We start from the raw sequence: 25,487 nt of genomic DNA, 5'->3' as shown, positions 1-25,487 counted from the left end.
TGCTTATTTTTAGATGAAAATTATCCATTTATGAACCCTAATTTTTCATTCTGGGAACTACAAACCTGGTTCTCTCATGTTGATTTTACAATAGCCGGAAGCGGAATTACAGGATTGAATTGTGCACTTCAACTAAGGAAGAAATATCCACTAGCTAAAATCCTATTGCTGGAGCGCGGAAGTTTACCCACCGGGGCGAGTACAAAGAATGCGGGCTTTGCATGTTTTGGCAGTCTTTCAGAAATTATAAGCGATCTTAAATCACATACAGAAGATGAAGTCCTTGATATAATTACCATGCGCTACAATGGTCTTAATTTGCTTAGAAAGACGCTGGGCGATAAAGCTATTGACTATAATCACTGGGGCGGCTATGAGCTATTTTTTAAGCGAAATAGAGAATTGTATGAAACCTGCTTTGAGCAGATGAAATCTGTAAATAGGTTACTCAAACCTATCTTTAATGAGGATGCTTTCGCTGTAGCGGAAAATAAATTTCATTTCAAGAATATTCAACCAAAAGTGATCTTCAACACTACCGAAGGACAGATCAATACGGGAATGATGATGAATTCATTATTGAAACTTGCAAAGGCAAATAACATTCTCATTCTTAATAATCACACTGTAGAATCATTTACAGACTTAAACAACCGGGTTGAGATAAGAACGCAGCAAATTTCTTTTAAAACACGTAAATTTTTCATTGCTACCAACGGCTTGTCTTCAAAGCTTGGTCTCACCGAAGTCGAGCCTGCTCGCTCCCAGGTTTTAGTCACTAAACCAATAAAAGATTTGCACATTAAGGGTACTTTTCATCTTGATGAAGGATATCTGTATTTTAGGAATATTGATGGTAGAATCTTGTTGGGCGGAGGCCGAAATATTGACCAGAAAAACGAACAAACAGATTCTTTTGAGATTACACCAAAAATTCAGGATTATCTGGATGAGCTACTTAAGAATACAATTTTGCCTGATCTGGATTACGAAATTGATCACCGCTGGAGCGGAATAATGGGCGTAGGTGACAAGAAAAAACCAGTACTAAAAGAAATTTCTGAAAATGTGTTTTGTGGTATTCGGCTTTCTGGTATTGGCGTGGCAATAGGAAGTCTGGTAGGCAAAGAATTAGCCGATTTTGCTTAGTTTTAAGTAGATTTTTGCTCCTTTTGGGAGGTTTTTTCTGTGGTTGAAAAACACTTGTTTTCCGTGAAAATCGGCTTTAATAAGGTAAAAATCGCCTTTAAAGAATGATTTTTCGACCATTACTTCAATAGAAGTTTTTGCATCACTAACAACTAATTCATGAGGTAAAAGCAGTAATTCTTCAATTGAATCTTGCCCAATAGTTGACCCAGAAATTCTGCTAACATCGCCAAAAAAGGAAGCAATATAACCATTTTTTGGACTATTAAATATTTCCTCAGGTTTGCCCGACTGGATAAAAGTTCCGTTACGCATCACTTTAATTTCATCAGAAAACGAAAGCGCTTCTTCACTGTCATGGGTAGCAGTAATACAGGTTATATTCTGCTTTTTCAGATACTGGTAAAGATTTCGCCGTAAGGCATTGCGTCTAAAATTATCAATATGACTAAAAGGCTCATCAAGCAACAATAGTTCCGGTTCTTTTGCAATCGCTCTGGCAAGCGCGACACGCTGTTTTTGACCACCGCTTAAATATTTCACGTGTGTATCTGCTAATTCCTGCATATCTACAACCTCCAGTAACTCGTCAACACGCTCATTACGGGCTTTCATAAAATTGCGGGAAAGGAATTTCGCAATATTATCTGCCACTGAAATAAACGGCATAAGATCAAAATCCTGAGCGAGATATTTCATATACGGTTCTCCGGGAATCAGGTTAAAATCCGGACCTAAAACCTGCTTTTCTCCCCAGAAAATCTGCCCGTTTTTTAACTGAAATAAGCCATAAATGAGCTGTAAAAGGGTGCTTTTTCCGCAACCGCTTTCGCCCAATATGGAAATATGATCTCCTTGTTCTACAGTAAAATGTATATTTTCTAAAACAGGATCTTCTAAATAAGCAAAAGATTTTATGTTGACTTTAAGCATTGTTTAAATATAAAGACCAAATAAAAGACCTGCAAGATTAAACAAGAGAGACCTGCAAGGTTTATTACAGGCTAGACCTACAAGGTTTTTGAAACCTTGCAGGTCTTCGGTTTGTTTTAAAAATCCTTGTAGGTCTAGAAAAATTTTGCCGATCGCAATTATCCTTTTATTTTTTCTTGAATTTTATCTGGCAGTACAACATAACCCATGTTGTAAAGTGTAAATGAATATAGGTCTGCATACTGCTCTATAGTCTTGCTCACCGGAGTTCCTGCGCCATGACCTGCATCTGTCTCAATACGGATTAAAACCGGAGCATCACCCGCTTGCTTTTCCTGTAATTCTGCGGCAAATTTAAAACTGTGCGCAGGAACCACACGGTCATCATGATCGCCTGTGGTTACTAAAGTAGCCGGATATTTAACGCCTTCTTTCACATTGTGAACAGGAGAGTAGGACTTGATATATTCAAACATTTCTTTACTGTCTTCAGAAGTACCATAATCATAAGCCCACCCGGCACCGGCTGTAAATGTGTGATAACGCAACATATCCATAACACCAACGGCAGGAAGCGCGACTTGCATTAAATCTGGTCGCTGCGTCATGGTCGCACCTACAAGCAAACCACCGTTTGAACCACCGCGTATAGCCAGATATTCTTTTGAGGTGTATTTACTGTCAATAAGATATTCCGCGGCAGCGATAAAATCATCAAACACGTTTTGCTTCTGCATCTTCGTTCCCGCATCATGCCACTCTTTACCGTACTCACCACCCCCACGCAGGTTTGGAACCGCATAAACACCGCCCATTTCCATCCAGATTGCATTTGTAATACTAAAAGACGGAGTAAGACTAATGTTGAAACCGCCATAACCATAAAGCATAGTTGGGTTTTTACCGTTAAGCTCAAGACCTTTTTTGTAGGTAATGATCATGGGCACTTTTGTGCCGTCTTTTGAAGTGTAGAAAACCTGTTTGCTCTCGTAATTTTCAGGATCAAAATTGATGTCCGGTTTTCTAAATAATTCTGAAGTTCCGCTCTCTATGTTATATTTATAGATACTTCCCGGGGTCACATAGTTGGTAAAGGTGTAATACAGTTCTTTTTCCTCTTTTTTGGTTCCAAAACCACCCACGCTGCCTATTCCCGGTAATTCTACATCACGCACCAATTTCCCATCATAATCGTATTGTTTTATCTGCGAAACAGCATCTACCATATATTCTGCAAAAAAGAAACCACCACCGGTTGACGGACTTAAAACATGCTCTGTTTCCGGAATGAAATCAACCCAATTGTCAGGTGTGGGATTAGAAGCATCAACTGTAACGATCTTCATGTTAGGCGCATCCTTATCTGTCACGATAAATAATTTTGAGCCTACATTGTCTATCACATATGAGTTGGTGTCTGTATTATCCAGAATTGTCACAAACTTGCTATCTGGCTTCGTGAGGTCTTTGATCATCAACTTATTCCCTGATGTTGAAGTTCGTGGTCCTAAGATCAAATAATGATCATCTTCGGTCACATTACCATAGATATAGCGATGTTTTTCAGCTTCTGTTCCGCCAAAAATAAGTTCGTCGTTTTTCTGAGGCGTGCCTAGTTTGTGATAATAAACCTTATGTTGATCAGTCTTGGCTGAAAGTTGGCTGCCTTCCGGTTTATCATAGCTGGAGTAATAAAAACCGTCATTACCTTTCCATGACATCCCGCTGAACTTTATATCAACAAGCGTATCTTCTGTGATTTCTTTGGTTTCAGCATCCATAACCAGAACTTTTCTCCAGTCGCTGCCGCCTTCAGAAATGCTGTAAGAAAGGATTTTGCCATTTTTAGAGAAATCTATTCCGCCAAGGGAAACAGTTCCATCCTCAGAAAAAGTATTAGGATCTAGAAAAACCTCTGCAGTTGAAGGATCGTCGCCAGTTTTGTAGCGATAGATCACATATTGGTTCTGTAAACCGTCATTTTTAGAAAAATACGTGTAATCACCTTCTTTATTAGGAGAACCTATTTTCTCGTAATTCCAGATATCCTCCAGTCGCTTCTTTATTTCCTCCCGATATGGGATTTTATCAAGATAGCCGAAGGTAACTTTATTTTCTTCCTTGACCCAAGCTTCGGTATCAGGACTTCGGTCATCCTCAAGCCAGCGGTAAGGATCTTTAACTTCTGTGCCAAAATAATTATCTACTGTATCTACTTTTTTTGTTTCGGGGTATATTACCGCCATAGTGTGATCTTGTTTTTTGTCTTCTTGACAAGAGAATAATAAAACTGTTGCCAAGACTGAAATGAGAGGTTTTCGCATGGTATAGAAAGTGTTGGTGTATTTCAAATATACCTTAAAAAAAACCTCTTAAACATGAGGCTTAAGAGGTTTTAACATTTCGTTAAGAATAGATGATTACACCAGTTCTTTCGTCATTAGATATTCAGCAATTTGCACGGCATTTGTTGCAGCACCTTTTCGCAAATTATCTGCCACAACCCACATATTTAAAGTGTTAGGTTGAGAGTAATCGCGACGTAAACGACCTACAAAAACATCATTTTTACCTTCTGCATAGATAGGCATAGGGTATGTGTTTGTATCTGGGTTATCCTGAAGAGTCACACCATCTGCATTTTGCAATAAATTGCGAACTTCTGCAATATCAAAGTCCTCATGAAACTCTACATTTATCGCCTCACTGTGACCTCCTACAACCGGAATACGTACAGCAGTTGCCGTTACAGCAATAGTTTTATCACCCAGTATTTTTTGAGTTTCGTTTACCAGTTTCATTTCTTCCTTTGTGTATCCATTTTCGGTGAAAACATCACAGGCAGGAATGGCGTTGCGGTGAATAGGGTAAGGATATGCCATCTCACCTTTCTCACCTATATATTCATTCTCTAACTGGCGAACCGCTTTTACCCCTGTACCGGTTATAGATTGATATGTGGAAATAACCAATCTTTTAATTCTATATTTTTTGTGTAAAGGCGCTAAAGCCACAATCATCTGTATGGTTGAGCAGTTAGGGTTTGCAATGATCTTATCTGTGTCTTCCAGCTCTCCCGCGTTGATCTCAGGTACAATTAGTTTTTTAGTAGCGTCCATTCTCCAGGCTGAAGAATTATCTACGACAGTTGTACCAACTTCTGCAAATCGTGGTGCAAATTCTAATGAAGTACCACCACCGGCAGAAAAAATAGCAATATCAGGTTTGGCAGCAATCGCATCTTCCATAGAGAAGATAGTATACTGCTTATCTTTATATGTCACTGTTTTACCTACAGATCGCTCTGAAGCTACAGGAATTAATTCTGTAATTGGAAAATTGCGTTCTGCAAGAACCTTCAACATTACCTGGCCTACCATCCCGGTAGCACCTACAACGGCTACTTTCATAATAATATAATTTAACCCACTAGTGGGATTATTGACTCGAGGCGCACCCCGATTATTGTTATTAAATTAAAAATTCTTACCTCATTTTAAATGTAGAGGCATTTATTTCTTAAAAAGAAAGGCCAAAAGTACCAACTAACTGAAACATAGGTGACATTCTTCTTAAAAATATACACATTTGTACAATTTGTTATTTTTCACAAATATCTTAAAAAAGAACCACGCCTTTTGAGCGTGGTTTAGTTAATAGTAAACTGCAGTGCAGCGGTGTTTTCAGCTTTACTGAAACGTTAACTTTTATTTCTTACGCAGCTCGTCGCGAATCTCCATTAAAAGATCTTCTGTAGAAGGACCTTTTGGTGCAGGAGGAGCAGCAGCTTCTTCTTTTTTCTTTGTTTTTTCATAACCCTTAAGCAACCAGAAGATAACAAAACCTATTATAATAAAATCTATAATAGCTTGTAAAAAGTTACCGTAGGTCATAATTGCTCCTCCAGCTTCTTTAGCAGCTTCTACTGTTTCATATGCCCCACCGTCTAAAGAAAAGAAAAGGTTGTTTACATTTTGCCCTCCCAGTAAAAGGCCTATAACCGGCATGATTACGTCTGCTACTAAGGAGCCTACTATTTTATTAAACGCACCACCTACGATAACCGCAGTTGCCAGTGCTACAATATCCCCTTTCATAAGAAAGGCCTTAAAGTCTTTTAAAAATGCCATTTTCAGTTAGTTTTTAGTTATTTAAGGTTAAAATTAAAGAATAATAAGACAGGAGAATTGATATTGTAATTTTTTTATCTTTATCGAAGAATAACTCGTTTTATCCGTTGAGAAACACAAGTTAGTAGTTCGTAAGGTATAGAATTAATAGCTTTAGATAATTCAACCACAGAGGCGCCTTTGCCAAAAACGATTACCTCGTCACCCTCTTCACAGTCAATAGTAGTTACATTTACCATGAGCATATCCATACAAACATTGCCTAAAATTGGTGCTTTCTTGCCATTAATCATAACAAAACCTTTCCCTTTACCAAATGCGCGTGATATACCATCTGCGTGACCTATAGAAATTGTTGCAGACCGTTCTGACGTCGACGATTTGTGCCCCCTGTTGTAACCTACAGATTCTCCCGGCGTTATTGTATGAATTTGAGAAATAGCAGACTTTAATGTAGCCACAGGAACTAATATCGAATCTTCATCTGCAGAATTACCGTAGCCATACAAACCAATACCTGTACGCACCATATCAAATTGTGCTTCAGGATAATTTAGTATTGCAGAGGTGTTGCTTTGATGTAAAATGGGGCGATAACCTAAGCCCGTTATCATTTTATCTGCAATAGTGCTGAAAGTACTTATTTGATTGAGAGTAAAGACTTTTTCGCTAAGATCTTCACTAGCTACAAGATGTGAGAAAAGTGATTTCACATAAATAGCATCTGTAGACTTAAAAATAGAGAGCAGTTCTTCTTCATTACCAGGCTTAAAGCCAAGCCTGTTTAATCCTGTATTGAATTTTATATGTATAGGATATTGTTTCAGGTTTTGCTTTTCCACTAAGGCAATAAAAGCATTTAGGACCCGGTAACTGTATAAATTAGGTTCCAGACAATGTTCAATAATATCCTCAAAAGTGTCTGGTTGTGGGTGTAAAACCAGAATAGGAGTTTTAATACCACCTGCTCTCAATGTTATACCTTCTGAAGTATAAGCAACGGCGAAATAATCTACATTCTTTGTTTCAAGTTCGAGAGCCACAGCAACAGGATCACTGCCATAAGCATAAGCCTTAACAACAGCCAGCACTTTAGTCTGCGGCTTTAATTTAGATTTTAGATAATCAAAATTATGTCTTAACGCGTTAAGATCTATTTCAAGCACAGTTTGTGACATTTACTCGAGGGGTTGTTCAGGATCTATCTCTTCAGGATCTTTTACCTCCAGCGTTTTAAGGCGCTCACGCAGCATCGCCTTGTAATAAGCGCCTCTGCTTAAAGGTTCATATTCTTCTGTCTCACCAAGAAGAACAAGATCATCACTTGCCGCTTTGCGATAACTAAACTGAGCCAGATTTCCTGTGCGGGTGCAAACAGCATGTACCTTAGTGACATATTCTGCCGTGGCCATTAGTGCAGGCATGGGGCCAAAGGGATTGCCTTTAAAATCCATATCCAGACCGGCTACGATCACACGCACACCACGATTAGCAAGGTCATTGCAAACTTTCACAATTTCATTATCAAAAAACTGCGCTTCATCTATACCTACCACATCGCAATTATCTGCAAGAATAGGAATATTTGCAGCTGCAGGAACGGGTGTAGATCGTATTTCATTGGCATCATGAGAAACTACAAGTTCATCATCAAACCTTGTGTCTATGGCCGGTTTAAAGATCTCAACTTTTTGCTTAGCAAACTTTGCGCGCTTGAGGCGGCGTATCAACTCTTCGGTTTTTCCCGAAAACATCGAGCCACAGATTACTTCTATCCACCCAAATTGCTCTTTATGATTGACAGTATTTTCGAGAAACATTTTGTATTTTTCAAACATAAACGGCATTGGCGCCGTTTTCCTTGTAAGACAGGCAAATTTATTAAAAAGCCAGTCAATAACCGGAGTAAACAAAAAAGTTATGAAGAAGAAATTAAAATCTGAATTAGTAAGCCTGGCTCACCGGATTTTAAAACTCGATTCTGATAGCGATTACCGCGAAATGCAGGAAGAGGCAAGACGCCTTTATGAGGCTTTTACAGTTTTGGCTTTCGCCGAAAGGCAATTTGACGCGCCTAAACCCACCCTTGAACAAAAGGATATTATTGAAACTTTTGAAGAAAAGGAAGTTGAAGAAGTTGCAGAGCTTTTTGACACAGTGCAAAAAACACCTGTACAAAAACAGAAGCCTGAAACTGTAGCTGAGATTACAAAAGCAAATCAGGAACTTTTTGAAAAAGCGCGCAAAAAGGAGAAAAAATCGGCTGAAAGAGATAGTTTTTTTCGTCCTGACGGGACTGAGCATAATGAGAATGATGAGGCTCTTTATGAGCCTGTGATCGAGAAAATAAAAGACATGGTTGCTCAAATGCCATCAGAAGCAGACGATATAGACGACATGTTTCATGAAATTACAGGCAAACCTGAATATGCTAAAAATGATATGAAGGATGTGGGTGAGTTTGGTCGTATGGCTGAATTTGAAGAGAAAAAACCCATGGTTTCAGAAAAGCCAAAGTCTCTTAATGATAAGCTTACAAAAGGTATCGCAATAGGTCTTAACGATAGGATCGCATTTATAAAACAACTTTTTAACGGCAGCACTTCAGACTACAACAGAGTTTTATCGCAGCTTAACACTTTGGGCAGTAAAGCAGAGGCCTATAATTTTATTAGGGATATGGTAAAACCAGACTATAATGGCTGGGCCGGCAAGGAAGTTTATGAGGTTAGATTTCTGGAACACGTAGAAAAGAAATTTGATCACTAATTTAGCCGTTCAATTAGAAACCCTATAAATGTCAAAACTTTATTTAGTACCCACGCCTATTGGCAATCTTGACGATATGACCTTTAGGGCGGTACAGGTGCTAAAAGATGCAGATCTTATTCTTGCTGAAGATACACGTACTAGTGGTAAACTTCTTAAGCATTTTGACGTCAAGACAAACATGCATTCTCATCACATGCATAACGAGCATAAAACTGTTGATGCAATTGTAGAACGCATTAAAAATGGCGAGACCATCGCACTTATAAGTGATGCCGGCACACCTGCAATTTCAGACCCGGGATTTTTATTAACTCGTGCCTGTGTAGAAGCCGGTCTTGAAGTAGATTGCCTGCCTGGCGCAACGGCTTTTGTTCCTGCACTTGTAAATAGTGGTTTACCTAATGATAAGTTTGTTTTTGAAGGATTCCTACCTGTCAAAAAAGGAAGACAAACACGTCTTAATTTATTGGCAGAAGAAACCCGGACAATGATATTTTATGAAAGTCCGCATAAGTTGATTAAAACGCTGGGGCATTTCAAAGAATATTTTGGCGCAGAAAGACTATGCTCTGTTTCAAGAGAGATTACCAAACTTCATGAAGAAACAGTACGCGGCACCGTGGAAGACGTATTTAAACATTTTGAGAGCAAACCCCCTAAAGGCGAAATTGTTATTGTAGTAGGGGGGAAGCGATAACTTTAGACCTTAGGTTCCCATCCCGGCTCATATTCACGCCCCCAGAGCTGCATAGCATCCCGGTCGTATATATGTCCTGTTCTATCATCTATGTCAAAACCTTTCCCTACCCGATAAGCCATATTTGCGTAATGCACCATCGCCATACTTATACTTGCATCTGCAATGGGAGCATTAAGACTAGCTTTTCCGCGTATGGTATCGAAGAAATTTTTCATATGAGTGGTAGACATATCGCCCCCGCCGCCTAATGTATTGCCCGCTTCAGAAGAAGCAGATTGATTTGTTTTAATTACTTTTCCAGTTCGATCTGTTAGAATGTATTTTTCGCGATCTACAAAAACAGCACCGTCGCTTCCATAAATAGTAGTTCCTCTCCCGGCGCCATAAGTGTCATAGCCATTGCGACTTTTACCGTCCCATTTAATAATTTTATTTCCTTTAAAACGGAAGGTTGCATCCATAGTGTCATACATTTCCCAGCCATCTTGTAAGAAATGACGTTTAGCAGCTTCAACTTCAGCATGCACGGGAAAATCTACATTTAAAGCCCATCTTGACACATCCAGTTCATGAGTAGCATTGTTTCCAGTTTCTCCTGTGCCATAATTCCACCCATACCAATGCCAGTTATAATCCCAGGTTTCTTGGGTGTAATCACGTCTTGGGGCGGGTCCCTGCCACAACTCCCAATCTAATCCCTGTGGAATGGGAGCTTGTGTTTGCACAGGTACTTCGCCGCGCGAATTAGTATAAAAGGCTACAGCTTTGTATGGAGTGCCTATAATACCGTCATGAATTTCCTGTATAATTTCGGCAGTATGATCTGATGACCGTTGCTGATTTCCCATTTGTACGACCTTGTTATATTTTTGAGCCGCTTGTACTAAAATTTCATTCTCGTGCATATTATGACTACAGGGTTTCTCAACATAAACATGTTTTCCGGCTTGCATCGCCAGTATAGAACCGGGAGTATGCCAATGGTCTGGAGTTGAATTAATAAGAATATCTACCTGAGAATCATCGATCACTTTGTGAATGTCATTTTCTAATTTAGGTGTGTAATCAATATTTTCTGAAAAGTTTTTCAGCGCATTGACGCGCTGGCTTTCCATAACATCGCAGAGATACAATAAGTTTACATTATTTTCTTTTTGAGCGATAGGTTCTACATACGCTCCATATCTTCTTCCTAAACCCGCAATCGCAATATGCAGTCTGTCGTTGGCGCCCATTATGCGATTGTAGCTACTTGCCGCCATAGATGTAGCTGAATTGCTTAGGGCCAGGGCTGTTCCTCCTAAAACCGTTTTTGTAATAAAATTTCTTCTTGTGGTCATTACAGCTTTTTAAAGAGGTTTGATTTTAATGTTTTTAAACGAAACACGATTTCCGTGATCCTGCAAGAGGATATTTCCTCTTTCCAGCTCGCCAAAACCTGGCCATTTAGCATATTTACTTTCAGAAACCAGTTTGTGAAAGTCATCGCTTTTACGCTCATACTCCAGTACCTTCATCCCATTAAGCCAATGCTCAACATGATCTCCTTTAGAAATAATATATGCTGTATTCCATTCTCCTGTGGGATTTACAGGTTTTTCTGGATCTGCTTTAATGAGGTCATATAATGATGCAATAGTACGGCTCCCTTCATGGTTGCCTAGTTTAGCATCGGGATGAAATTCATCATCAAGAATTTGATATTCAAGACCTATAGAAGAACCTTCTCCTTTATTAATTTCAGTATCAACGTAGTACTTAATCCCGCTATTAGCACCTTTTGTAATTTTAAAATCAACTTTTAATTCAAAATCACCATATTGTTTAGTAGTTACAATATCACCTCCAGCCGCAGATTCTTCACCGCCGGAATCTAAAACTATAAGTTCGCCATCTTTAATCTCCCAACCACTTTCTGGAAAAGAGTCTAATTTTCCTCCACGCCAGCCATTAGTAGTTTTACCATCCCACAACATTTCCCATCCATTATTTTTTTCATCAGTTGTGAGCTGATTTTTAGTGATTATGGGCGATAAAGGAGTCTTTTGGCTGTATTTTGAAAGACTATCAGTTAAGATGTTAATATTTTTCCAAACCACTTCTGTGCCTTCTTTTTCTTCATCTCCAATCGCGTGAACCTGCAATGCGATAAAGCCTTTAGAAGTTTTGGCATCAATGAGATAAGAAGCAGGTACTCCATTGATCCAGGTTTTTATAGTGTCACCTATAGCTTCAATTCGATATTTATTCCAATCATTTTGTTTAAACGCCTTCTGCGCTTCCGGGTTATTATCAAGTGTGGTTAACCAGCCACGTCTGCCCTCATCATAGATTCCCGCGCTCCAGGCTCTTGCTGAGGGGTCTATTTCTATTTGATAACCATGAACCCTCCCATTTTGATACTGTGGGATACTATTGCTTCTGATCTGTATACCTGAATTCATTGTAGAATCTACCTTGTATTCCAGTTCTAAAATAAAGTCCCCATACATTTTATCTGTGGTTAAGAAAGAATTGGGAGTGTTGTGAACTGTAGAACCTACAATTGTACCCTCTCTTACCTCATACTTGGCTTCGCCGCCTTTTTGGGACCAGCCCGATAAATCTTTCCCGTTAAAGAATGAAACCCAGGGTGTCTCATCTTTTGGTTTTTGAGAACAGCTCGCAAGTGCGCCTACTATAATAAAAACTAAGGCGCGATTAAAAGTTTTGGTTGTTTGCATATGGTTGGATAAAATGTTTTAAAACAGGTGGTTGTATTGATAGAAAATCATCTTGTGTTCTTACCTTCCAGCAAATCAACAAGTTTAAAAATATGTTCATTGCTATAGCCAGCAGTATTCACTTTACTAAATTTCTTTTTCCCCGTCCAGATGATCATTTTATCTCTAAAGAGCTCTATTTCGCGAATGCGATCTGGCCGAATAATCTGCGTTTTTTGTTTCCCTAGTTTAAAAGAAATAAGATGCTTTTGAAACCTTACGTAATCTTTAAATCTTAAGGGAGAGATAACAGGAATGTAGAGCAGAATCATAGCGATAGCCATAAGAAATGAATAATGATTATTTCTAAGCAGGTCTACTAAGCCAAGAATCATTATGAATATTCCAGCAGCGTAGAAGTACATCTTCCAGCGAGCACGTTGATTAATGAACGTAATATTTTTGTACTTCATTTAAGCTGTAGCTACTTTATTATTAATATGAAGCTTATCAAGAAATTGGCAAACATCTTCATTCGTGAATAAGGCTGTATTGATGAGATGGCTCTTACCATCTTTCATGTTTAATTCAATACTTGTACCTTTAGTTTTTATCGTTCTCAGATTTTTTAAAGAGATCACTTCTCGATTGTGTTTGAGTTTAAATGAAATCTTATAAGGGCTGTAATGCACAACATATTCATGCCGGCGCTCGTAAGCTATTTTTGCAGGGAATAACAAAACAATGTAGCTGGCAGCAATTAAAAATGTAGTGCTTTGTCCGTTTGCTCCGCTCCAGATAAAGTAAGTAGAAACACCTAGAATTAGTAAGCACACTGCTATATAAATCAGATTAAGTCTGGAGAATGAATCATAGAAGTAAATCTTTTTCATACAACAATATAATGATTTATTCTCGTATTCTCATAACCTCCAGATATACAGGGCCACCATCAAGAGGATAGCCTTGAACTTTCTTAGCGATAAGAATAGTTTGTTTTCCTAAATGTGCATCGAGATCTACAGTCTCACTTTTTAATGCATAAGTTTCCTGATCTGTTTTTAAAGTGTGCGTGCCATATTGATAAGTGGTCATTCCCGCACGTTCTATAATACCATTATAAGTTTCTTCGGTGTTTTCAGGGGTCGAACTCTTGCAGCCTAATGCCAGAAATAAGCTTATAATTAAAATATTTTTCAGGGTTTTCATATTCTCGTTTGTTTAAAATTAATCATAATTTTAGCCTTTTCAAACCTGATTTTACTTCATCTGTTTTCGATTAATAATCATTAACTTATCATTTAATATTGTAAAAAAACCATGCGCTGGACACTAAAACCTGCCCCAAATACCCAAAAAACGGCTAAACTGGCTGCAGAATTAGGCGTGCCTCAATCTATCGCCTCTTTACTTATTCAGCGCGGGGTAGAAACTTTTGCTCAGGCAAAAAAGTTCTTTCGTCCTTCTTTAGAAGATCTGCATGATCCCTTTTTAATGAAAGATATGGACAGAGCGGTTGAGCGCATAGAAAAAGCTATCGCTCAAGGCGAAAACATTATGGTTTATGGTGATTATGATGTTGATGGCACTACAAGTGTTGCGTTAATGAGTAGTTATCTACTCTCAAAATACCCTAATGTGGCGACCTATATTCCAGATCGTTATGCAGAAGGCTATGGTGTCTCTTATCAGGGGATAGATTATGCGCACGATAATGATATTTCACTAATTATAGCTTTAGACTGCGGAATTAAGGCAATAGATAAAGTTGCTTACGCGAAAGAAAAAGAGATTGATTTTATAATCTGTGATCACCACCGCCCGGGAGCTGAAATCCCTGATGCAGTCGCTGTTCTTGATCCTAAGAGGAAGGATTGCAATTATCCTTATGACGAACTTTGTGGTTGTGGTGTGGGTTTTAAATTAATACAAGCCATAGCGCAAAAAGCGGGTTATCCTGTTAATTCGCTATTGCCGTACTTAGACCTTGTTGCTACAGCGATAGGTGCAGATATTGTGCCCATTACCGGCGAAAACAGAGTGCTGGCTTATTTTGGTCTTGAAGTAATAAATACGCTGCCGCGTACCGGTATTCAGGCTTTAATAGAAAATGTCAAGAAAGATAAACTCACGATTACAGATGTAGTTTTTATAATAGCACCACGTATTAATGCAGCCGGAAGAATAAAGCATGGGTTACATGCCGTTGATCTTTTAAAAGAAACAGATAAGGAGCGCGCAATGAAAATGGCTGCTGAGATTGAATCATTTAATGCTGAGCGCAAAGACCTCGATAAACTAATTACAGAACAAGCTCTGGAACAAATTCTTGATAAAAAGGAAGAAAACAGAAAAACAACAGTCGTTTTTAAAGAAGACTGGCATAAAGGTGTAATTGGCATTGTGGCCTCACGTCTTACAGAAACTTATTACAGGCCAACTCTTGTTTTTACACAAAGCGGGGAGAAACTAGCTGCCAGCGCACGATCTGTTACAGGTTTTGATGTTTATGAAGCTCTTGAAGGGTGTGCAGAACACATAGAGCAATTTGGGGGTCATAAGTATGCTGCCGGCCTCACTTTGCACGAGAAAGATTATGAAAATTTTAAACAGAAGTTTGAAGAAGTGGTGTCACAAAGTATTGATGAGCGACTCTTAGTGCCAGAGATACGGGTAGATATGAAAATGGAATTAAGCGATATCAATCCAAAGTTTTACCGCATTTTAAGACAGTTTGCTCCATTTGGCCCCGGTAATATGACTCCAATATTTATGACTGAAGATTTGAAAGACACCGGTTATGGTAAATGTGTAGGCGGCGATGATGCTCACCTTAAATGTACCCTAACTCAGCATGGCTTGCCGGGACAATATTCTGGGCCTGCAATAGGAGCAATTGGTTTTAATCTAGGTAATAAATTTGCATTGATACAAAATCAAAAACCTTTTAAAGCTGTATACTCTCTAGACACTAATGAGTGGAATGGCGACGTGACGCTTCAGTTAAAACTGAGAGATATTCAGTAGACTTGTGAATTGGTATTAATAGCTAATCTTTCGTTTAACATATTTTTATTTAGAATTAATCTAAACAAGTGTATATTTGTGAAAATGCTTATTATGGACCACATAAACATCATTTATAGAAATCACTTTGGGATTGCTTTTTATTGGAAGGATGTAATCGAAAAACCTACTCTCACCGCCCAAATAATATTTAGGGATATGGGTTTTTACTTGTCGCTAGACGAGCTAAAGAGTTTTAGTTATCAGGTTGTAGAAGGTTTGTCGCAGCGCCATTGTGATAACTGTACCAATAAAGGTGACTGCCGCTCTCTTTTATTAAAAACACCGTCTGCTAAGATTGACCTTGCGATAAGCAGAAATGAATTGCTGGATCTGCAGGATCTTCTGGACAATGTGATTATTAGAATGGAAACTAAAAAATATATGTCTTTCGCCCTAAACTAAAGAGTAAAAGTCTTTAGTTCAAAGGTTTCGCCATTAAAAACGCCATACGTATAGTGGTTTATCCAGTCGCCCAGATTAAAATATGAAGAACGGGGACCTACTTTAATTTCCATAGGTAAATGCCTGTGCCCAAAAATAAAATAATCGTAATGGTTGGTTTCCAGTTTTCGCTTTGCGTAAGTAGCTAACCATTCTTTCTCTTCTCCCAGAAAAACATGATCATCGTCACCAGAGATCAATTTGTTTTTTACAGACATGTGCTGCCCAATTCGCATTCCAATATCAGGGTGCATCCACCTGAAAAGCCATTGAAAAAAAGGTGATTTAAAAACCTTTTTCATTCTTTTATAACCTTTGTCACCAGGGCCTAAACCATCGCCATGACCTATAAAGAACAATTTGCTGTTTATTTGAAAGACCTGTGGCTTAAAAAAAACAGGAATATTAAGTTCATCCTTAAAATAATCACGCATCCATAGATCGTGATTACCCACAAAAAAATAAATATCTATACCGCTGTCTTTAAGTTGGGCAAGTTTACCTAATACGCGTACAAAACCTTTAGGAACAACAGTTTTATACTCAAACCAAAAGTCGAAAAGATCGCCTAGCAAAAATATAACTCCCGCATCTTCTTTGATCTCATCAAGCCACTGTATAAATTTTAATTCCCGCGGTCTGCTTTCTAGTTTAGTAGGAGCGCCTAGATGATTATCACTTGAGAAATAAACTTTTTTTCCGGCAGGAATGTGAAGGTTAAAATCAGGAGTTACCATGCAGGTTATTTATTATCTGAAGCATACCATTCTGCAAAACTAGAATCTGTTTCCTGTAATTTAAGTGAATGCAACTGAATGTTTTCTGGTAAGAATTTCTTTATTTTTTCGGCAAAATCAATCACCATCATTTCGCTGGTAGGTTGATAATCTACAAGCAGAACGTTGTGACCACGGTCTGATAGTTCTTTGGCCAGCTCAACATGAGGTGTATTTTTATTAAAAACAGTAGCATGATCAAACACATCTACGATCTCACCTTTCACGATCTTTTTGAGGTCGCCAAAATCGATCACCATACCGTATTTCACATTCGTGTTATTTGATATAGGCTCACCTATTACAGTAACAGATAATTTATAGCTATGGCCATGCACATTGCGGCATTTACCATCATAACCATATAAAGCGTGACCAGTCTCAAAAGAGAATAGCTTAGTGATACGTATTTTATTCATTAGAGTTCTGGCTGCGTTGCCTGTGTTTTTTAATGTAAAGAATAATGAGCACGATCAATACAAGTAAAGTAGCTCCTAAATAGACGCCATATTTTCCTATAAATGTACCTATCTCATAACCGGCGTCATAAGCCTTGTCACTTACAGAATCTCCCTCTGCCTGCTGCCATAAATAATATAGAATCTGTATCATTTTTTAAACCTGTTATACAAATAGATAATTATTAAAACTACGGCTAAAATTAAAAACAGCCCAGAACCAGTTAAAAACCGAAGAATACCCATTAAAATCGAAATTATAGACAAAAGTAACAAGAATGATCTGCTGTACCTAAAAATTAGTCCACAGATAGATTTTTTTGAAAAAGAGATTGCTTTTTTGCCTTTATTTACCGGCATGAAAACACAGCTTTTTGAGCAACTTGATTTTGTAGAAAACCCACTTTATGAGGTGATTATAGATGACCTTCTACAAAGACAATATTCTATTGTTGATAATTTTTTTAATCCTGAAGAGGTTCACATAATCCGTGATTCTTTAAAACAGGTTTATGAAGCAGATCGCTTTAAAAAAGCAGCTATAGGCAATAAGCTGAACGAAGAAATAGACAAAACCATACGCGGAGATTATATTTTATGGATTAATGAACTTAACGCAAGTAGTGCAGAGCAGCTGTTTTTTGCTAAAATGAATGACCTGATAAGCTACCTTAACAGAACTTGCTTTATGGGGATTCTACAAAAGGAGTTTCACTATGCCATTTATCCTAAGGGAACTTTTTACAAACGCCATCTAGATACTTTTCAAAATGATGATCGTAGAAAATTATCTTTTGTTTGTTATCTTAATGATGACAGTTGGCTTGCAGCAAATGGTGGCGAACTCACACTTTATATTCCTGAAGGTGCTGGTGAAAAGTCCTTAGATATAATCCCCAGCCCGGGTAGGGTTGTTATTTTTGAAAGTCAGGTGCTAGAACACGAAGTAAAACCTGTATTAGCTTCAGAACGGTTGAGTATTACTGGCTGGTTAAAAACGCGTTAAGCAGTCAATTTTGGTTTGAATTTCTTTCGGAATTTAATAATCAATGCGCCGCCGCGTATGATCATCCATACGCTGAAAGCGATCCAGACAGCATATAGTTTGAGACCGAAATAATCACCTATAAACAAAGCCGGCACAAAACCAAAAAACGTAGCCAGTAGTAAAACATTGCGCAAGTATTTCATTTCGCCCATTCCCTTAAAGATCCCATCAAAAATAAAGGCCACGGCATTTAACGGCTGCATGAGAATTATAATGAAAAATAATGCAGAATATCTGGCAATAACCTCTGGTTCTTTACTAAAAATAAGACCAAGCGGTTTGTACAGAAAAACGGCTATTATCATTAAAAAAACGGCCACAATCAGCCCAAAACCGGTTACTTTTTTACTGAGGTTCCACAAGCCGGAATAGTCTTTTGCGCCCAGCAATTTACCGGCAAGAATATTTCCTGCAGCGGCATAACCATCTATAAAAAACGCTGAAAACAACCAGATATTTATAAGTATTGTCTGTGCAGCTATGTAAGACGCACCGTAACCGGTTGCAAATGAATTTGCCAGATAGAGCGCCAGATTTAAAGCTATTGTGCGCACAAAGAGGTTGAGCGCCATACCAATTAATCTATAGAGTTCTGGGTTAAGTGGCAGGCGTAATTTTAGTGAGACTTCAGTTTTTTGTAGTAAAAGTATAAGTGAAAGCAAGGCCATAACCGCCTGAGCTATTAGACTGGCATACGCCGCTCCCGCAATATTAAGAGCAGGAAAATAACCTTCAACACCATAGACTAATAAAAAGTCAAGTAAAATATTTAAAGCCGCGCCTATAATTGCAACAACCATGGGCCAGAACGTATTCTGCAAACCTCTAAAAATGCCAAAGACTGCAAATGTGAACAGGGTTAAAGGGAACCCCCAAACGCGTATACTGTAATATTCTACGCAGTACTGCAATATGAGACCAGAAGCATTGTAGAGCGCAAAAATTTGCTCTATAAAAAAAACGGTGCTTAGCAGAATAACTATACTTAAAGCGATATTGAGAAAAATAGCCTGGGCCGGGAGATCTTTAATTTCATTTAATTTTCCCGCGCCTAAGTATTGAGCGATAATAGCTTGCAAAGCACTTCGCGTTTGTCCCAAAACCCAGATGAGCGCAGAAAGAAAAGACCCTACTATACCCACAGCAGCAAGAGCCTCTGTAGCATCAATATCAATATTGCCCACCACGGCAGCATCTGTGGCAGAAAGTATGGGTTCTGCAATACCGGTGAGTAGCGCAGGTATTGCGAGACGGTTTATATTTTTAAATGAGAGCGCAGAGGTTGAAGTCATGGATTTTTTCGCTTCAAGCGAAATTAACCATTTAATTTTTCACAACACTTTTAATAGGAACAGTAGTATTCTCAAAAGGGAAGCTCATAGCAATAAAAAGGATGATCGCTTTGTTTTGGAAAATAAACAGCGCCTAATTTTTTATAACCTCGTTTCTCGTAAAAATTCTGATTGCGTTTGTTCTGGCTAAAAGTATCCAGCCGCACCGACTGAAAATCACCCTCTTTTGCCCGATTTTCGGCAAAATTCATCAGTTTTTGAGCATAACCTTTGCCCTGAAATTTGGGGAGAACTGCCAGCCTATGAATGTAAATAGAGGGTTTTTGATCTGTCGTGAGCCATTCTATTTTGTCATATATCTCATCTTTTAAAGTAGAGATTACAATTGTACCCAGAATTGTATTTTTAGATTCAAGAACGTAGAGTTCATTTCTGGCGATGTCATTTTCAAAGGCAGCGCGAGAAGGGTAATGATCATTCCATTGATATATTTTATTAGCTATCATGTCTTTGGCGCAAGCCGCAGTAATTACTAATATTTTATCAATTTCATAAGGTTTTGCTAAGCGTATCATCATTAAGCCCTATTTTTGATGACAAATTACTGGTAAACTTTATTAAATGAAAAATATTTTGCTTCCTCTGGGTAACAATGACAGGTTTAAAACTAACCTGCCATATGTTATAGAAATTGCACGCTTGCTAAATGCGACAGTGTATGTTGCTCGCTTATTTAAAGAACTTCCTCGCTCTGGCGGTTTACTTGAAGGAAACCCTACAGTAGAAGAAATTACTACACAAGAACTTGAGCAAATCATTAGTCAATATGATACTAAAGGTGTTGAGGTGGTCGCAAAACCACTTGAAGGAGATGAATGGGTAGAAGCAGTAGGAAGGTTTAACCAGGCGATCACGACAGATCTAATAGTGCTTACACCAAAGCATCACAATATAAATGAAGAACATTATTTAGGTTCTGTGGCCGGCGCATTACTTAAAAAGACCGAAATACCAGTACTTATTGTGCCAGACGATTATGTTTATAGACCTATACAACGCATTCTAATGGCAGTAAAATCTGGGATTGTACATAATCCTGATGTTCTTAGACCATTAGTTGATATACAGGAAGGCGCGGGAGCAGAGATACGTTTACTACAAGTTAAGACCCCAGATTATCTGGCAGAGGATTCTGAATTTAATACAACTTTGGGCAAACTGGTTTCTTCTTATAAATCATCTGAAAACGCTACATTATTTCAGGGATTATTAGAGCATCTTAATGCCAATGACCCCGACTTTTTATGTGTTTTTCGCCGAAAAAGAGGGTTTTTTACCAAGTTATGGGAAGAAGACGCTGTGAAGAAAGTAGATTTTGAAAGTCGCCTGCCTTTATTGGTTTTGAAAGACGCAGAATAAGAAAGTATTTATACCGTAATTTAGTTATATTTGCCCTCCGTTTTGGGGATGTAGCTCAGTTGGCTAGAGTGCTTGACTGGCAGTCAAGAGGTCGTGGGTTCGAATCCCATCTTCTCCACTGAATAGAAATTAAATTCCACCAAAAACCCGCAAACATCACTGTTTGCGGGTTTTTTTATTTTGTATTATATCAAATAATACCATTTAATATCATCTAAATCGGGAGTAATTCGGGAGTAAATCGCGGAAGTAATTTTACTCCCGAATTAGCGTGGAAAATCCCGTCCTTACTGATTTCTTCATTTTTTTATTTCAAAATTATAAAGTAATTTAGAGTGGAATTTTGAACAAAAAATGAGCCTTTTACTCTCCATATTATTTCATATTCGAAAATCCAAGGGTAAATCCGATGGGTTAGCAGGCATTTATTGTCGTATAACAGCTGATGGCAAAAGGGCTGAAATGAGTATTGGAAGGAAGGTAGCTATCGATAAATGGGATGCTGCTGCGGAACGCGTTAAAGGAGTATCAGGCGGTGCTAAGGAGATCAATACCCTTATGCTTAGCATTCAAAATGACCTTCTTGAAAAACAACGGGAATTTAACAGACAAGGTATTTCCTTTACCGCTACTGATCTGCGTGATGCCTATCTGGGCAAAATCCATACCGCCAAGATGCTGTTAGAACTTTTTAAAGAGCATAACGATAAGATTTTTAGGTTGATACGTTCGGGGGAATATTCGCTGGGAACCTTTAAGCGCTATGACACCGTTCACAACCACCTAAGGGAATATATAAAAGCAAATTACCAGGGAACTGATATAGCTCTTAAAGATATTGATTACAAATTCATAGAGGGTTTTGCTTTCTTCCTGAAATCTGAGAAGAATTGTGCAACCAATACTACACTGAAATACATTCGTAATTTTAAAAAGATCGTTCGTATTGCACAGGCCCATAATTATATTCAGAAGGATCCCTTTATCAACTGGAAGATGAAACGAAAGGTAGTCAACCGCGAGTTCCTTTCGGAGACAGAACTAAAGAGGATGTCTGAAAAAGAATTTGAGATGGATCGTTTGAGCCAGGTGCGGGATATTTTTATATTTTCCTGTTTTACCGGCCTTGCCTATATCGATGTGCAAAAGCTTACCCGAAATGATATTCTTATGGGTGTTGACGGTAGTAAATGGATCAAGATTAAACGGACAAAGACTGACACACCCAGCAGCATCCCCGTGCTGCCAGAAGCCCAATATATCTTAGATAAATACGCAAATTTTCCACAAGTGGATAGCGCTAACAAATTACTGCCCGTAGCCAGCAATCAAAAGGTGAATGCGTACCTCAAAGAAATCGCGGTACTCTGCAAGATCAATAAGACGCTCACTTTTCATTTAGCCCGCCATACTTTTGCCACTACGGTAACCCTCTCTCGGGGTGTTCCTATTGAGACGGTGAGTAAGATGCTAGGGCATACCAATCTTACCACCACCCAACACTACGCCAAGGTGCTCGACTTAAAAATAAGCAGGGATATGCAGGACCTAAAGCAACGCAAGAGCATTCTGGGCAGATAAGTAAGAATCAGCCTAACCAACTTTCATCCTTATAAGATCTTAAAATGAGCTGATGAAAGAAAAAAGAGTAAAACCTCTTACCATTCTACCACAAATCTTCTGAGACCTTATAAACATTAGGTTGGTTTGTGGTAGGATCTCAAAGCATCATCTTACCACAATCCTACCCATCTTACCCCAAATGTGTGGTAGGATGGGTAGGATGAAAAAAGAACCTACCCAGGCCGTAAAGCCCTAGTTTTACTGGGCTGGGTAAGATGGTAGGATGTTTTGGGGTTTTTAAACAATTTTTGACCTGTGACAAGACTCATGAAAAAAACTATATACCATAAAATATAATTACCCAATTACCCTATACTTTTAAAGACCTTATAAATAAAGGTTTTTTGATAGGTAGATAGATAAAAATAGAATTACCCGCAATCTACCCAGCACTGGGTAATTGGGTAATTTCAAAAAACAGTCTAAAACTGCCCGTAACCCCTGCCAAAGCTGAATTGGGTAATGAGGTAGATGGTTTTAGGATTTTTGGAAGATTTAGAAGCGGACGAAAAGAAAAATAGCTACAAGTACAGCTATAAAACGATGAAACGATGACAGATAAGGAGAATTCCAAAGTTTACAAGGGCTGAAGTTGTCATCATTTTATCATCAAACTGTCATCAAAAAAATAAACGATGACAAAAAAGAAGCTTAGAAAATCTAAAATGATGAAGCGATGAAAATTTGATGACAGGCTAAGCCAGTGATGATAGGGTTTAAGAAGATTTTCATCAAATCATCAAAAATATTGACCAAAGTAGAGTGCTGGTGAAAAAAGAAAAATAGAAGACTTTTTTCTATTTTCTTATTTGAAGCTGAATCGTTTCAGCTGCAAGAAGTTAGTGAAATTCATTAGCGAATTTCATTACAAAATTTAAGATGGAATATATTTCTGAAATTACAGATTACATTCGTTGTCTATAATAAGAAAAATAAGTATATGTCGATAAAATTAAAATATATCGACATATATTTGCAATATGTCGATGCCTTCGACATAGTTCTCTTTAAATGTCGATATCATGTATGATCCTGAAAAAGCATATAACAATCTGCCCTTATTACCTCCTAATGTTGAAGTTGAAACAAAGAAAATATTAAAGCAGGCAATTACATCAAATAAAATATTGGCAGAACTTAAAGGACGAGCGGATGAAATTCCGAATCAATCTATGCTTGTAAATGCCATCACATTACAAGAAGCTAAAGACAGTTCTGAAATTGAAAATATAGTCACAACTCAGGATACGTTGTACAAAGCTTTTTCTTCTAATATTTCTACTACAGATGCCCAGACAAAAGAGGTTTTAAGATATCGTCAGGCATTATGGGAAGGGTATACTGATTTAGGTAAAAGACCTCTTTCCACAAATTCCTTTATTCAAATAGTGCAGACTATAAAAGAGAACGATTCTAGTATAAGAAATGCACCCGGAACTAAAATCACGAGTAATAATACAACCATTTATACTCCTCCAGAAGGTGAATCTGTAATTCGAAATCTATTAAAAAATTTAGAAGATTACATACATGCAGAAGATGATATTGATCTTCTAATAAAATTGGCAATAATGCATTACCAGTTTGAAGCGATACATCCCTTCTTTGATGGGAACGGTAGGACGGGTAGGGTCATTAATATGCTCTTTATGGTCGAGAACGGGCTTTTGGACACTCCTATACTTTATCTTAGTAAATACATCATTGAGAATAAAAATGAGTATTATACAAATCTCAGAGGTGTAACCGAAAATTCAGCATGGGAAACTTGGATTCTTTTTATATTAAAAGGTATAGAAGAAACTGCGCGATACACTTTAGATAAAATAAATTCAATTAATAGTTTGATGCAGGAAACCATTGTTTTTGCAAAAGAAAAACTGCCAGCTCGAGTTTATTCTAAAGAACTAATTGAACTCTTATTTGAACAGCCTTATTGTAAGGTTAAATACCTTGTTGATAAAGATATAGCAAAACGTCAAACTGCAGCGGAATACCTTAATGAGCTTGAAGCAATTGGAATCTTAAAATCACAGAAAGTAGGAGTTGAAAACCTGTATTTAAATGTAAAATTGGTTGAGGTTTTAAAAAAATAAAAGAATTCAAATAAGGCTTTCTGGAAAGCAGGGAAAGATTTATGGCTGTGTCCATACCGATGGTTGCAAAGAAAAAAAGGAATAATTTAAAGTGAAATCACCCCATTCCCCTCCATTACGCAAAAGCTTCATTGCAGGGAAAGCGGTTCATGCAAAAAGTCTTGAACACAATCCCAGAAAAAGGGATTACGTTCGCTTGATCCTCTGCCTTCTAGTTTTGAATTTAAAAGGAAGATTTTTAAAACGTCAGCTTTCCAAAAACTAATTAACCAGAGCAGCCATTTCCTTTTCTTTAAAGAACTAAAATTTAGTTTGGGAGCTTTGCATAACCAGGCTCCCTTCGTCGCACTTTTTATAAAAGCTCTTTCCAAACTTAAATTTTAAATCACGGTCTATCGGAAAAGGAAACGCGATGGCGCTATGGGAAGTAAAGGGATAGTGAACCGGAAAATTTATTCGTTTATAGCTTATAAATTCTACCTGTAAGATCCTGAATTTCTTTAAATAAAAAAAGGAATACGCTCCAGATATAAAAAGTAAATGGATTTTTTTTGAGGTTGTTTTTTGATACTGCTCTGCCATGATTTTGAATTGAATAGCATTAAATTTTCTGTAGATTTCACCCTCATTTTTTAAGAATACTGTTAGCGCGTAATCTTTAATTTCTTAAAATTTACAGGGTGATTTGGTGTTGAAATAGGAACCCTTACATTTTACGTAGGGGTTCGATTTTATGTCCGCTTTTGGCGGACAGAAGGCGAAGCAAGAGGATAACACGCGTTGCGATGTTATTATTTATAAACGCCTTATTTTCAGGTATTTAATTTTGGTAAAAATTATACTTTATCTGGAATTTGCGACAAATCCTCTTAAAACCCT

The 25,487-nt window shown here is 37.9% G+C and carries 25 protein-coding genes and 1 tRNA gene; 10 read left to right on the top strand and 16 right to left on the bottom strand.

Features of this window, described 5'->3' with window-relative positions; translation table 11 throughout:
- The first annotated feature begins 30 nt into the window (after positions 1 to 30).
- Positions 31 to 1,149: an NAD(P)/FAD-dependent oxidoreductase gene (locus tag ACH3PA_RS07075; protein WP_416445793.1), complete on the top strand. Its 1,119-nt coding sequence runs from the start codon at positions 31 to 33 to the stop codon at positions 1,147 to 1,149.
- On the opposite strand, the gene ACH3PA_RS07070 is transcribed toward ACH3PA_RS07075, so the two are convergent.
- The 6 genes from ACH3PA_RS07070 to ACH3PA_RS07045 all read right to left on the bottom strand — a co-directional run bounded on the left by ACH3PA_RS07070 (position 1,132) and on the right by ACH3PA_RS07045 (position 8,032).
- The gene (locus tag ACH3PA_RS07070; protein WP_416445795.1) at positions 1,132 to 2,082 is read right to left on the bottom strand and encodes an ABC transporter ATP-binding protein; all 951 of its coding nucleotides are present in this window, start codon (positions 2,080 to 2,082) and stop codon (positions 1,132 to 1,134) included. The two genes, ACH3PA_RS07075 and ACH3PA_RS07070, sit on opposite strands and share 18 nt — an antisense overlap.
- A 158-nt stretch (positions 2,083 to 2,240) precedes the next feature.
- Positions 2,241 to 4,406, bottom strand: coding sequence for a prolyl oligopeptidase family serine peptidase (locus ACH3PA_RS07065; protein WP_416445797.1), 2,166 nt, complete (start codon positions 4,404 to 4,406; stop codon positions 2,241 to 2,243).
- A gap of 96 nt (positions 4,407 to 4,502) precedes the next feature.
- Complete coding sequence (locus ACH3PA_RS07060; protein ID WP_416445799.1) at positions 4,503 to 5,492, bottom strand: aspartate-semialdehyde dehydrogenase; 990 nt, start codon at positions 5,490 to 5,492, stop codon at positions 4,503 to 4,505.
- 297 nt (positions 5,493 to 5,789) lie between these two features.
- The gene (gene mscL, locus ACH3PA_RS07055) at positions 5,790 to 6,212 is read right to left on the bottom strand and encodes a large conductance mechanosensitive channel protein MscL (RefSeq protein WP_416445801.1); all 423 of its coding nucleotides are present in this window, start codon (positions 6,210 to 6,212) and stop codon (positions 5,790 to 5,792) included.
- Between the two features lie 80 nt (positions 6,213 to 6,292).
- The gene (alr, locus tag ACH3PA_RS07050; RefSeq protein ID WP_416445803.1) at positions 6,293 to 7,390 is read right to left on the bottom strand and encodes an alanine racemase; all 1,098 of its coding nucleotides are present in this window, start codon (positions 7,388 to 7,390) and stop codon (positions 6,293 to 6,295) included.
- A complete protein-coding gene (locus ACH3PA_RS07045) occupies positions 7,391 to 8,032 on the bottom strand; it encodes a thymidine kinase (protein WP_416445805.1) in 642 nt (213 codons plus the stop codon).
- Positions 8,033 to 8,132: 100 nt separating this feature from the next.
- On the opposite strand from ACH3PA_RS07045, the gene ACH3PA_RS07040 reads away from it, so the two are divergent.
- The gene (locus tag ACH3PA_RS07040; RefSeq protein WP_416445807.1) at positions 8,133 to 8,981 is read left to right on the top strand and encodes a hypothetical protein; all 849 of its coding nucleotides are present in this window, start codon (positions 8,133 to 8,135) and stop codon (positions 8,979 to 8,981) included.
- A 28-nt stretch (positions 8,982 to 9,009) separates the two neighbouring features.
- Positions 9,010 to 9,681, top strand: a complete 672-nt coding sequence (rsmI, locus tag ACH3PA_RS07035; protein WP_416445809.1) for a 16S rRNA (cytidine(1402)-2'-O)-methyltransferase — start codon at positions 9,010 to 9,012, stop codon at positions 9,679 to 9,681.
- 2 nt (positions 9,682 to 9,683) lie between these two features.
- Here rsmI and ACH3PA_RS07030 read toward each other — a convergent pair whose 3' ends face one another.
- Genes ACH3PA_RS07030 through ACH3PA_RS07010 form a run of 5 tightly spaced genes read right to left on the bottom strand, consistent with a single transcriptional unit; the run spans position 9,684 to position 13,595 of the window.
- On the bottom strand, positions 9,684 to 11,024 hold the full coding sequence (locus tag ACH3PA_RS07030) for a Gfo/Idh/MocA family protein (RefSeq protein WP_416445811.1): 1,341 nt from the start codon (positions 11,022 to 11,024) through the stop codon (positions 9,684 to 9,686).
- A 9-nt stretch (positions 11,025 to 11,033) separates the two neighbouring features.
- Positions 11,034 to 12,407 carry a 3-keto-disaccharide hydrolase gene (locus ACH3PA_RS07025; protein WP_416445813.1) on the bottom strand — a complete coding sequence of 458 codons (1,374 nt, stop codon included), beginning with the start codon at positions 12,405 to 12,407 and terminating at the stop codon, positions 11,034 to 11,036.
- Positions 12,408 to 12,454: 47 nt separating this feature from the next.
- Complete coding sequence (locus ACH3PA_RS07020; RefSeq protein WP_416445815.1) at positions 12,455 to 12,859, bottom strand: hypothetical protein; 405 nt, start codon at positions 12,857 to 12,859, stop codon at positions 12,455 to 12,457.
- Entirely contained in the window at positions 12,860 to 13,279 is a 420-nt protein-coding gene (locus ACH3PA_RS07015; RefSeq protein WP_416445816.1) for a hypothetical protein, read from the bottom strand.
- 16 nt (positions 13,280 to 13,295) lie between these two features.
- Positions 13,296 to 13,595, bottom strand: a complete 300-nt coding sequence (locus tag ACH3PA_RS07010; RefSeq protein WP_416445818.1) for a hypothetical protein — start codon at positions 13,593 to 13,595, stop codon at positions 13,296 to 13,298.
- A 111-nt stretch (positions 13,596 to 13,706) separates the two neighbouring features.
- On the opposite strand from ACH3PA_RS07010, the gene recJ reads away from it, so the two are divergent.
- Both recJ and ACH3PA_RS07000 read left to right on the top strand, forming a co-directional pair.
- Positions 13,707 to 15,413, top strand: a complete 1,707-nt coding sequence (gene recJ / locus ACH3PA_RS07005; RefSeq protein ID WP_416445820.1) for a single-stranded-DNA-specific exonuclease RecJ — start codon at positions 13,707 to 13,709, stop codon at positions 15,411 to 15,413.
- A 93-nt stretch (positions 15,414 to 15,506) separates the two neighbouring features.
- Positions 15,507 to 15,857: a hypothetical protein gene (locus tag ACH3PA_RS07000; RefSeq protein WP_416445822.1), complete on the top strand. Its 351-nt coding sequence runs from the start codon at positions 15,507 to 15,509 to the stop codon at positions 15,855 to 15,857.
- Here the strand turns inward: ACH3PA_RS07000 and ACH3PA_RS06995 are convergent.
- The 3 genes from ACH3PA_RS06995 to ACH3PA_RS06985 are packed head-to-tail and all read right to left on the bottom strand — an operon-like array spanning position 15,854 to position 17,284.
- Entirely contained in the window at positions 15,854 to 16,633 is a 780-nt protein-coding gene (locus ACH3PA_RS06995; RefSeq protein WP_416445824.1) for a UDP-2,3-diacylglucosamine diphosphatase, read from the bottom strand. The genes ACH3PA_RS07000 and ACH3PA_RS06995 overlap by 4 nt on opposite strands.
- Before the next feature lie 5 nt (positions 16,634 to 16,638).
- Positions 16,639 to 17,091 carry a 6-pyruvoyl trahydropterin synthase family protein gene (locus ACH3PA_RS06990; protein WP_416445826.1) on the bottom strand — a complete coding sequence of 151 codons (453 nt, stop codon included), beginning with the start codon at positions 17,089 to 17,091 and terminating at the stop codon, positions 16,639 to 16,641.
- Positions 17,084 to 17,284, bottom strand: a complete 201-nt coding sequence (locus ACH3PA_RS06985) for a hypothetical protein (protein ID WP_416445828.1) — start codon at positions 17,282 to 17,284, stop codon at positions 17,084 to 17,086. The genes ACH3PA_RS06990 and ACH3PA_RS06985 overlap by 8 nt, the downstream gene beginning before the upstream one ends.
- A 204-nt stretch (positions 17,285 to 17,488) precedes the next feature.
- Here ACH3PA_RS06985 and ACH3PA_RS06980 point away from each other — a divergent pair, with 204 nt between their 5' ends.
- A complete protein-coding gene (locus tag ACH3PA_RS06980) occupies positions 17,489 to 18,136 on the top strand; it encodes a 2OG-Fe(II) oxygenase (protein WP_416445830.1) in 648 nt (215 codons plus the stop codon).
- On the opposite strand, the gene ACH3PA_RS06975 is transcribed toward ACH3PA_RS06980, so the two are convergent.
- Positions 18,133 to 19,470 carry an MATE family efflux transporter gene (locus tag ACH3PA_RS06975; protein ID WP_416445832.1) on the bottom strand — a complete coding sequence of 446 codons (1,338 nt, stop codon included), beginning with the start codon at positions 19,468 to 19,470 and terminating at the stop codon, positions 18,133 to 18,135. The two genes, ACH3PA_RS06980 and ACH3PA_RS06975, sit on opposite strands and share 4 nt — an antisense overlap.
- Before the next feature lie 71 nt (positions 19,471 to 19,541).
- Positions 19,542 to 20,045 carry a GNAT family N-acetyltransferase gene (locus ACH3PA_RS06970; protein ID WP_416446641.1) on the bottom strand — a complete coding sequence of 168 codons (504 nt, stop codon included), beginning with the start codon at positions 20,043 to 20,045 and terminating at the stop codon, positions 19,542 to 19,544.
- A 46-nt stretch (positions 20,046 to 20,091) separates the two neighbouring features.
- Here ACH3PA_RS06970 and ACH3PA_RS06965 point away from each other — a divergent pair, with 46 nt between their 5' ends.
- From ACH3PA_RS06965 to ACH3PA_RS06950, 4 genes are all read left to right on the top strand, one after another.
- The gene (locus ACH3PA_RS06965) at positions 20,092 to 20,889 is read left to right on the top strand and encodes a universal stress protein (RefSeq protein ID WP_416445834.1); all 798 of its coding nucleotides are present in this window, start codon (positions 20,092 to 20,094) and stop codon (positions 20,887 to 20,889) included.
- Between the two features lie 44 nt (positions 20,890 to 20,933).
- Positions 20,934 to 21,007, top strand: a tRNA-Ala gene (locus tag ACH3PA_RS06960).
- A 236-nt stretch (positions 21,008 to 21,243) separates the two neighbouring features.
- A complete protein-coding gene (locus ACH3PA_RS06955) occupies positions 21,244 to 22,470 on the top strand; it encodes a site-specific integrase (protein WP_416445836.1) in 1,227 nt (408 codons plus the stop codon).
- A 1,064-nt stretch (positions 22,471 to 23,534) separates the two neighbouring features.
- On the top strand, positions 23,535 to 24,608 hold the full coding sequence (locus ACH3PA_RS06950; protein ID WP_416448482.1) for a Fic family protein: 1,074 nt from the start codon (positions 23,535 to 23,537) through the stop codon (positions 24,606 to 24,608).
- The last annotated feature ends 879 nt before the right edge of the window (positions 24,609 to 25,487 follow it).

The organism is Leeuwenhoekiella sp. A2, from assembly GCF_047946655.1.
GTDB lineage: Bacteria > Bacteroidota > Bacteroidia > Flavobacteriales > Flavobacteriaceae > Leeuwenhoekiella.
The sequence above is the reverse complement of the archived record's forward strand: the minus strand, read 5'-3'. Positions and strand labels throughout refer to the sequence as shown.

What these genes read in the sequence shown, in the direction of transcription:
- ACH3PA_RS06990 (WP_416445826.1), bottom strand. Translation starts at nt 17,091, where the DNA reads ATGAATAAAATACGTATCACTAAGCTATTCTCTTTTGAGACTGGTCAC.
- ACH3PA_RS06995 (WP_416445824.1), bottom strand. Translation starts at nt 16,633, where the DNA reads ATGGTAACTCCTGATTTTAACCTTCACATTCCTGCCGGAAAAAAAGTT.
- recJ (WP_416445820.1), top strand. Translation starts at nt 13,707, where the DNA reads ATGCGCTGGACACTAAAACCTGCCCCAAATACCCAAAAAACGGCTAAA.
- ACH3PA_RS07075 (WP_416445793.1), top strand. Translation starts at nt 31, where the DNA reads ATGAACCCTAATTTTTCATTCTGGGAACTACAAACCTGGTTCTCTCAT.
- mscL (WP_416445801.1), bottom strand. Translation starts at nt 6,212, where the DNA reads ATGGCATTTTTAAAAGACTTTAAGGCCTTTCTTATGAAAGGGGATATT.
- ACH3PA_RS07025 (WP_416445813.1), bottom strand. Translation starts at nt 12,407, where the DNA reads ATGCAAACAACCAAAACTTTTAATCGCGCCTTAGTTTTTATTATAGTA.
- ACH3PA_RS07060 (WP_416445799.1), bottom strand. Translation starts at nt 5,492, where the DNA reads ATGAAAGTAGCCGTTGTAGGTGCTACCGGGATGGTAGGCCAGGTAATG.
- ACH3PA_RS06985 (WP_416445828.1), bottom strand. Translation starts at nt 17,284, where the DNA reads ATGATACAGATTCTATATTATTTATGGCAGCAGGCAGAGGGAGATTCT.
- ACH3PA_RS06980 (WP_416445830.1), top strand. Translation starts at nt 17,489, where the DNA reads ATGAAAACACAGCTTTTTGAGCAACTTGATTTTGTAGAAAACCCACTT.
- rsmI (WP_416445809.1), top strand. Translation starts at nt 9,010, where the DNA reads ATGTCAAAACTTTATTTAGTACCCACGCCTATTGGCAATCTTGACGAT.
- ACH3PA_RS07015 (WP_416445816.1), bottom strand. Translation starts at nt 13,279, where the DNA reads ATGAAAAAGATTTACTTCTATGATTCATTCTCCAGACTTAATCTGATT.
- alr (WP_416445803.1), bottom strand. Translation starts at nt 7,390, where the DNA reads ATGTCACAAACTGTGCTTGAAATAGATCTTAACGCGTTAAGACATAAT.
- ACH3PA_RS07000 (WP_416445822.1), top strand. Translation starts at nt 15,507, where the DNA reads ATGGACCACATAAACATCATTTATAGAAATCACTTTGGGATTGCTTTT.
- ACH3PA_RS06965 (WP_416445834.1), top strand. Translation starts at nt 20,092, where the DNA reads ATGAAAAATATTTTGCTTCCTCTGGGTAACAATGACAGGTTTAAAACT.
- ACH3PA_RS07045 (WP_416445805.1), bottom strand. Translation starts at nt 8,032, where the DNA reads ATGTTTCTCGAAAATACTGTCAATCATAAAGAGCAATTTGGGTGGATA.
- ACH3PA_RS06950 (WP_416448482.1), top strand. Translation starts at nt 23,535, where the DNA reads ATGTATGATCCTGAAAAAGCATATAACAATCTGCCCTTATTACCTCCT.
- ACH3PA_RS06975 (WP_416445832.1), bottom strand. Translation starts at nt 19,470, where the DNA reads ATGACTTCAACCTCTGCGCTCTCATTTAAAAATATAAACCGTCTCGCA.
- ACH3PA_RS07070 (WP_416445795.1), bottom strand. Translation starts at nt 2,082, where the DNA reads ATGCTTAAAGTCAACATAAAATCTTTTGCTTATTTAGAAGATCCTGTT.
- ACH3PA_RS06955 (WP_416445836.1), top strand. Translation starts at nt 21,244, where the DNA reads ATGAGCCTTTTACTCTCCATATTATTTCATATTCGAAAATCCAAGGGT.
- ACH3PA_RS07065 (WP_416445797.1), bottom strand. Translation starts at nt 4,406, where the DNA reads ATGCGAAAACCTCTCATTTCAGTCTTGGCAACAGTTTTATTATTCTCT.
- ACH3PA_RS07010 (WP_416445818.1), bottom strand. Translation starts at nt 13,595, where the DNA reads ATGAAAACCCTGAAAAATATTTTAATTATAAGCTTATTTCTGGCATTA.
- ACH3PA_RS07040 (WP_416445807.1), top strand. Translation starts at nt 8,133, where the DNA reads ATGAAGAAGAAATTAAAATCTGAATTAGTAAGCCTGGCTCACCGGATT.
- ACH3PA_RS07020 (WP_416445815.1), bottom strand. Translation starts at nt 12,859, where the DNA reads ATGAAGTACAAAAATATTACGTTCATTAATCAACGTGCTCGCTGGAAG.
- ACH3PA_RS07030 (WP_416445811.1), bottom strand. Translation starts at nt 11,024, where the DNA reads ATGACCACAAGAAGAAATTTTATTACAAAAACGGTTTTAGGAGGAACA.
- ACH3PA_RS06970 (WP_416446641.1), bottom strand. Translation starts at nt 20,045, where the DNA reads ATGATACGCTTAGCAAAACCTTATGAAATTGATAAAATATTAGTAATT.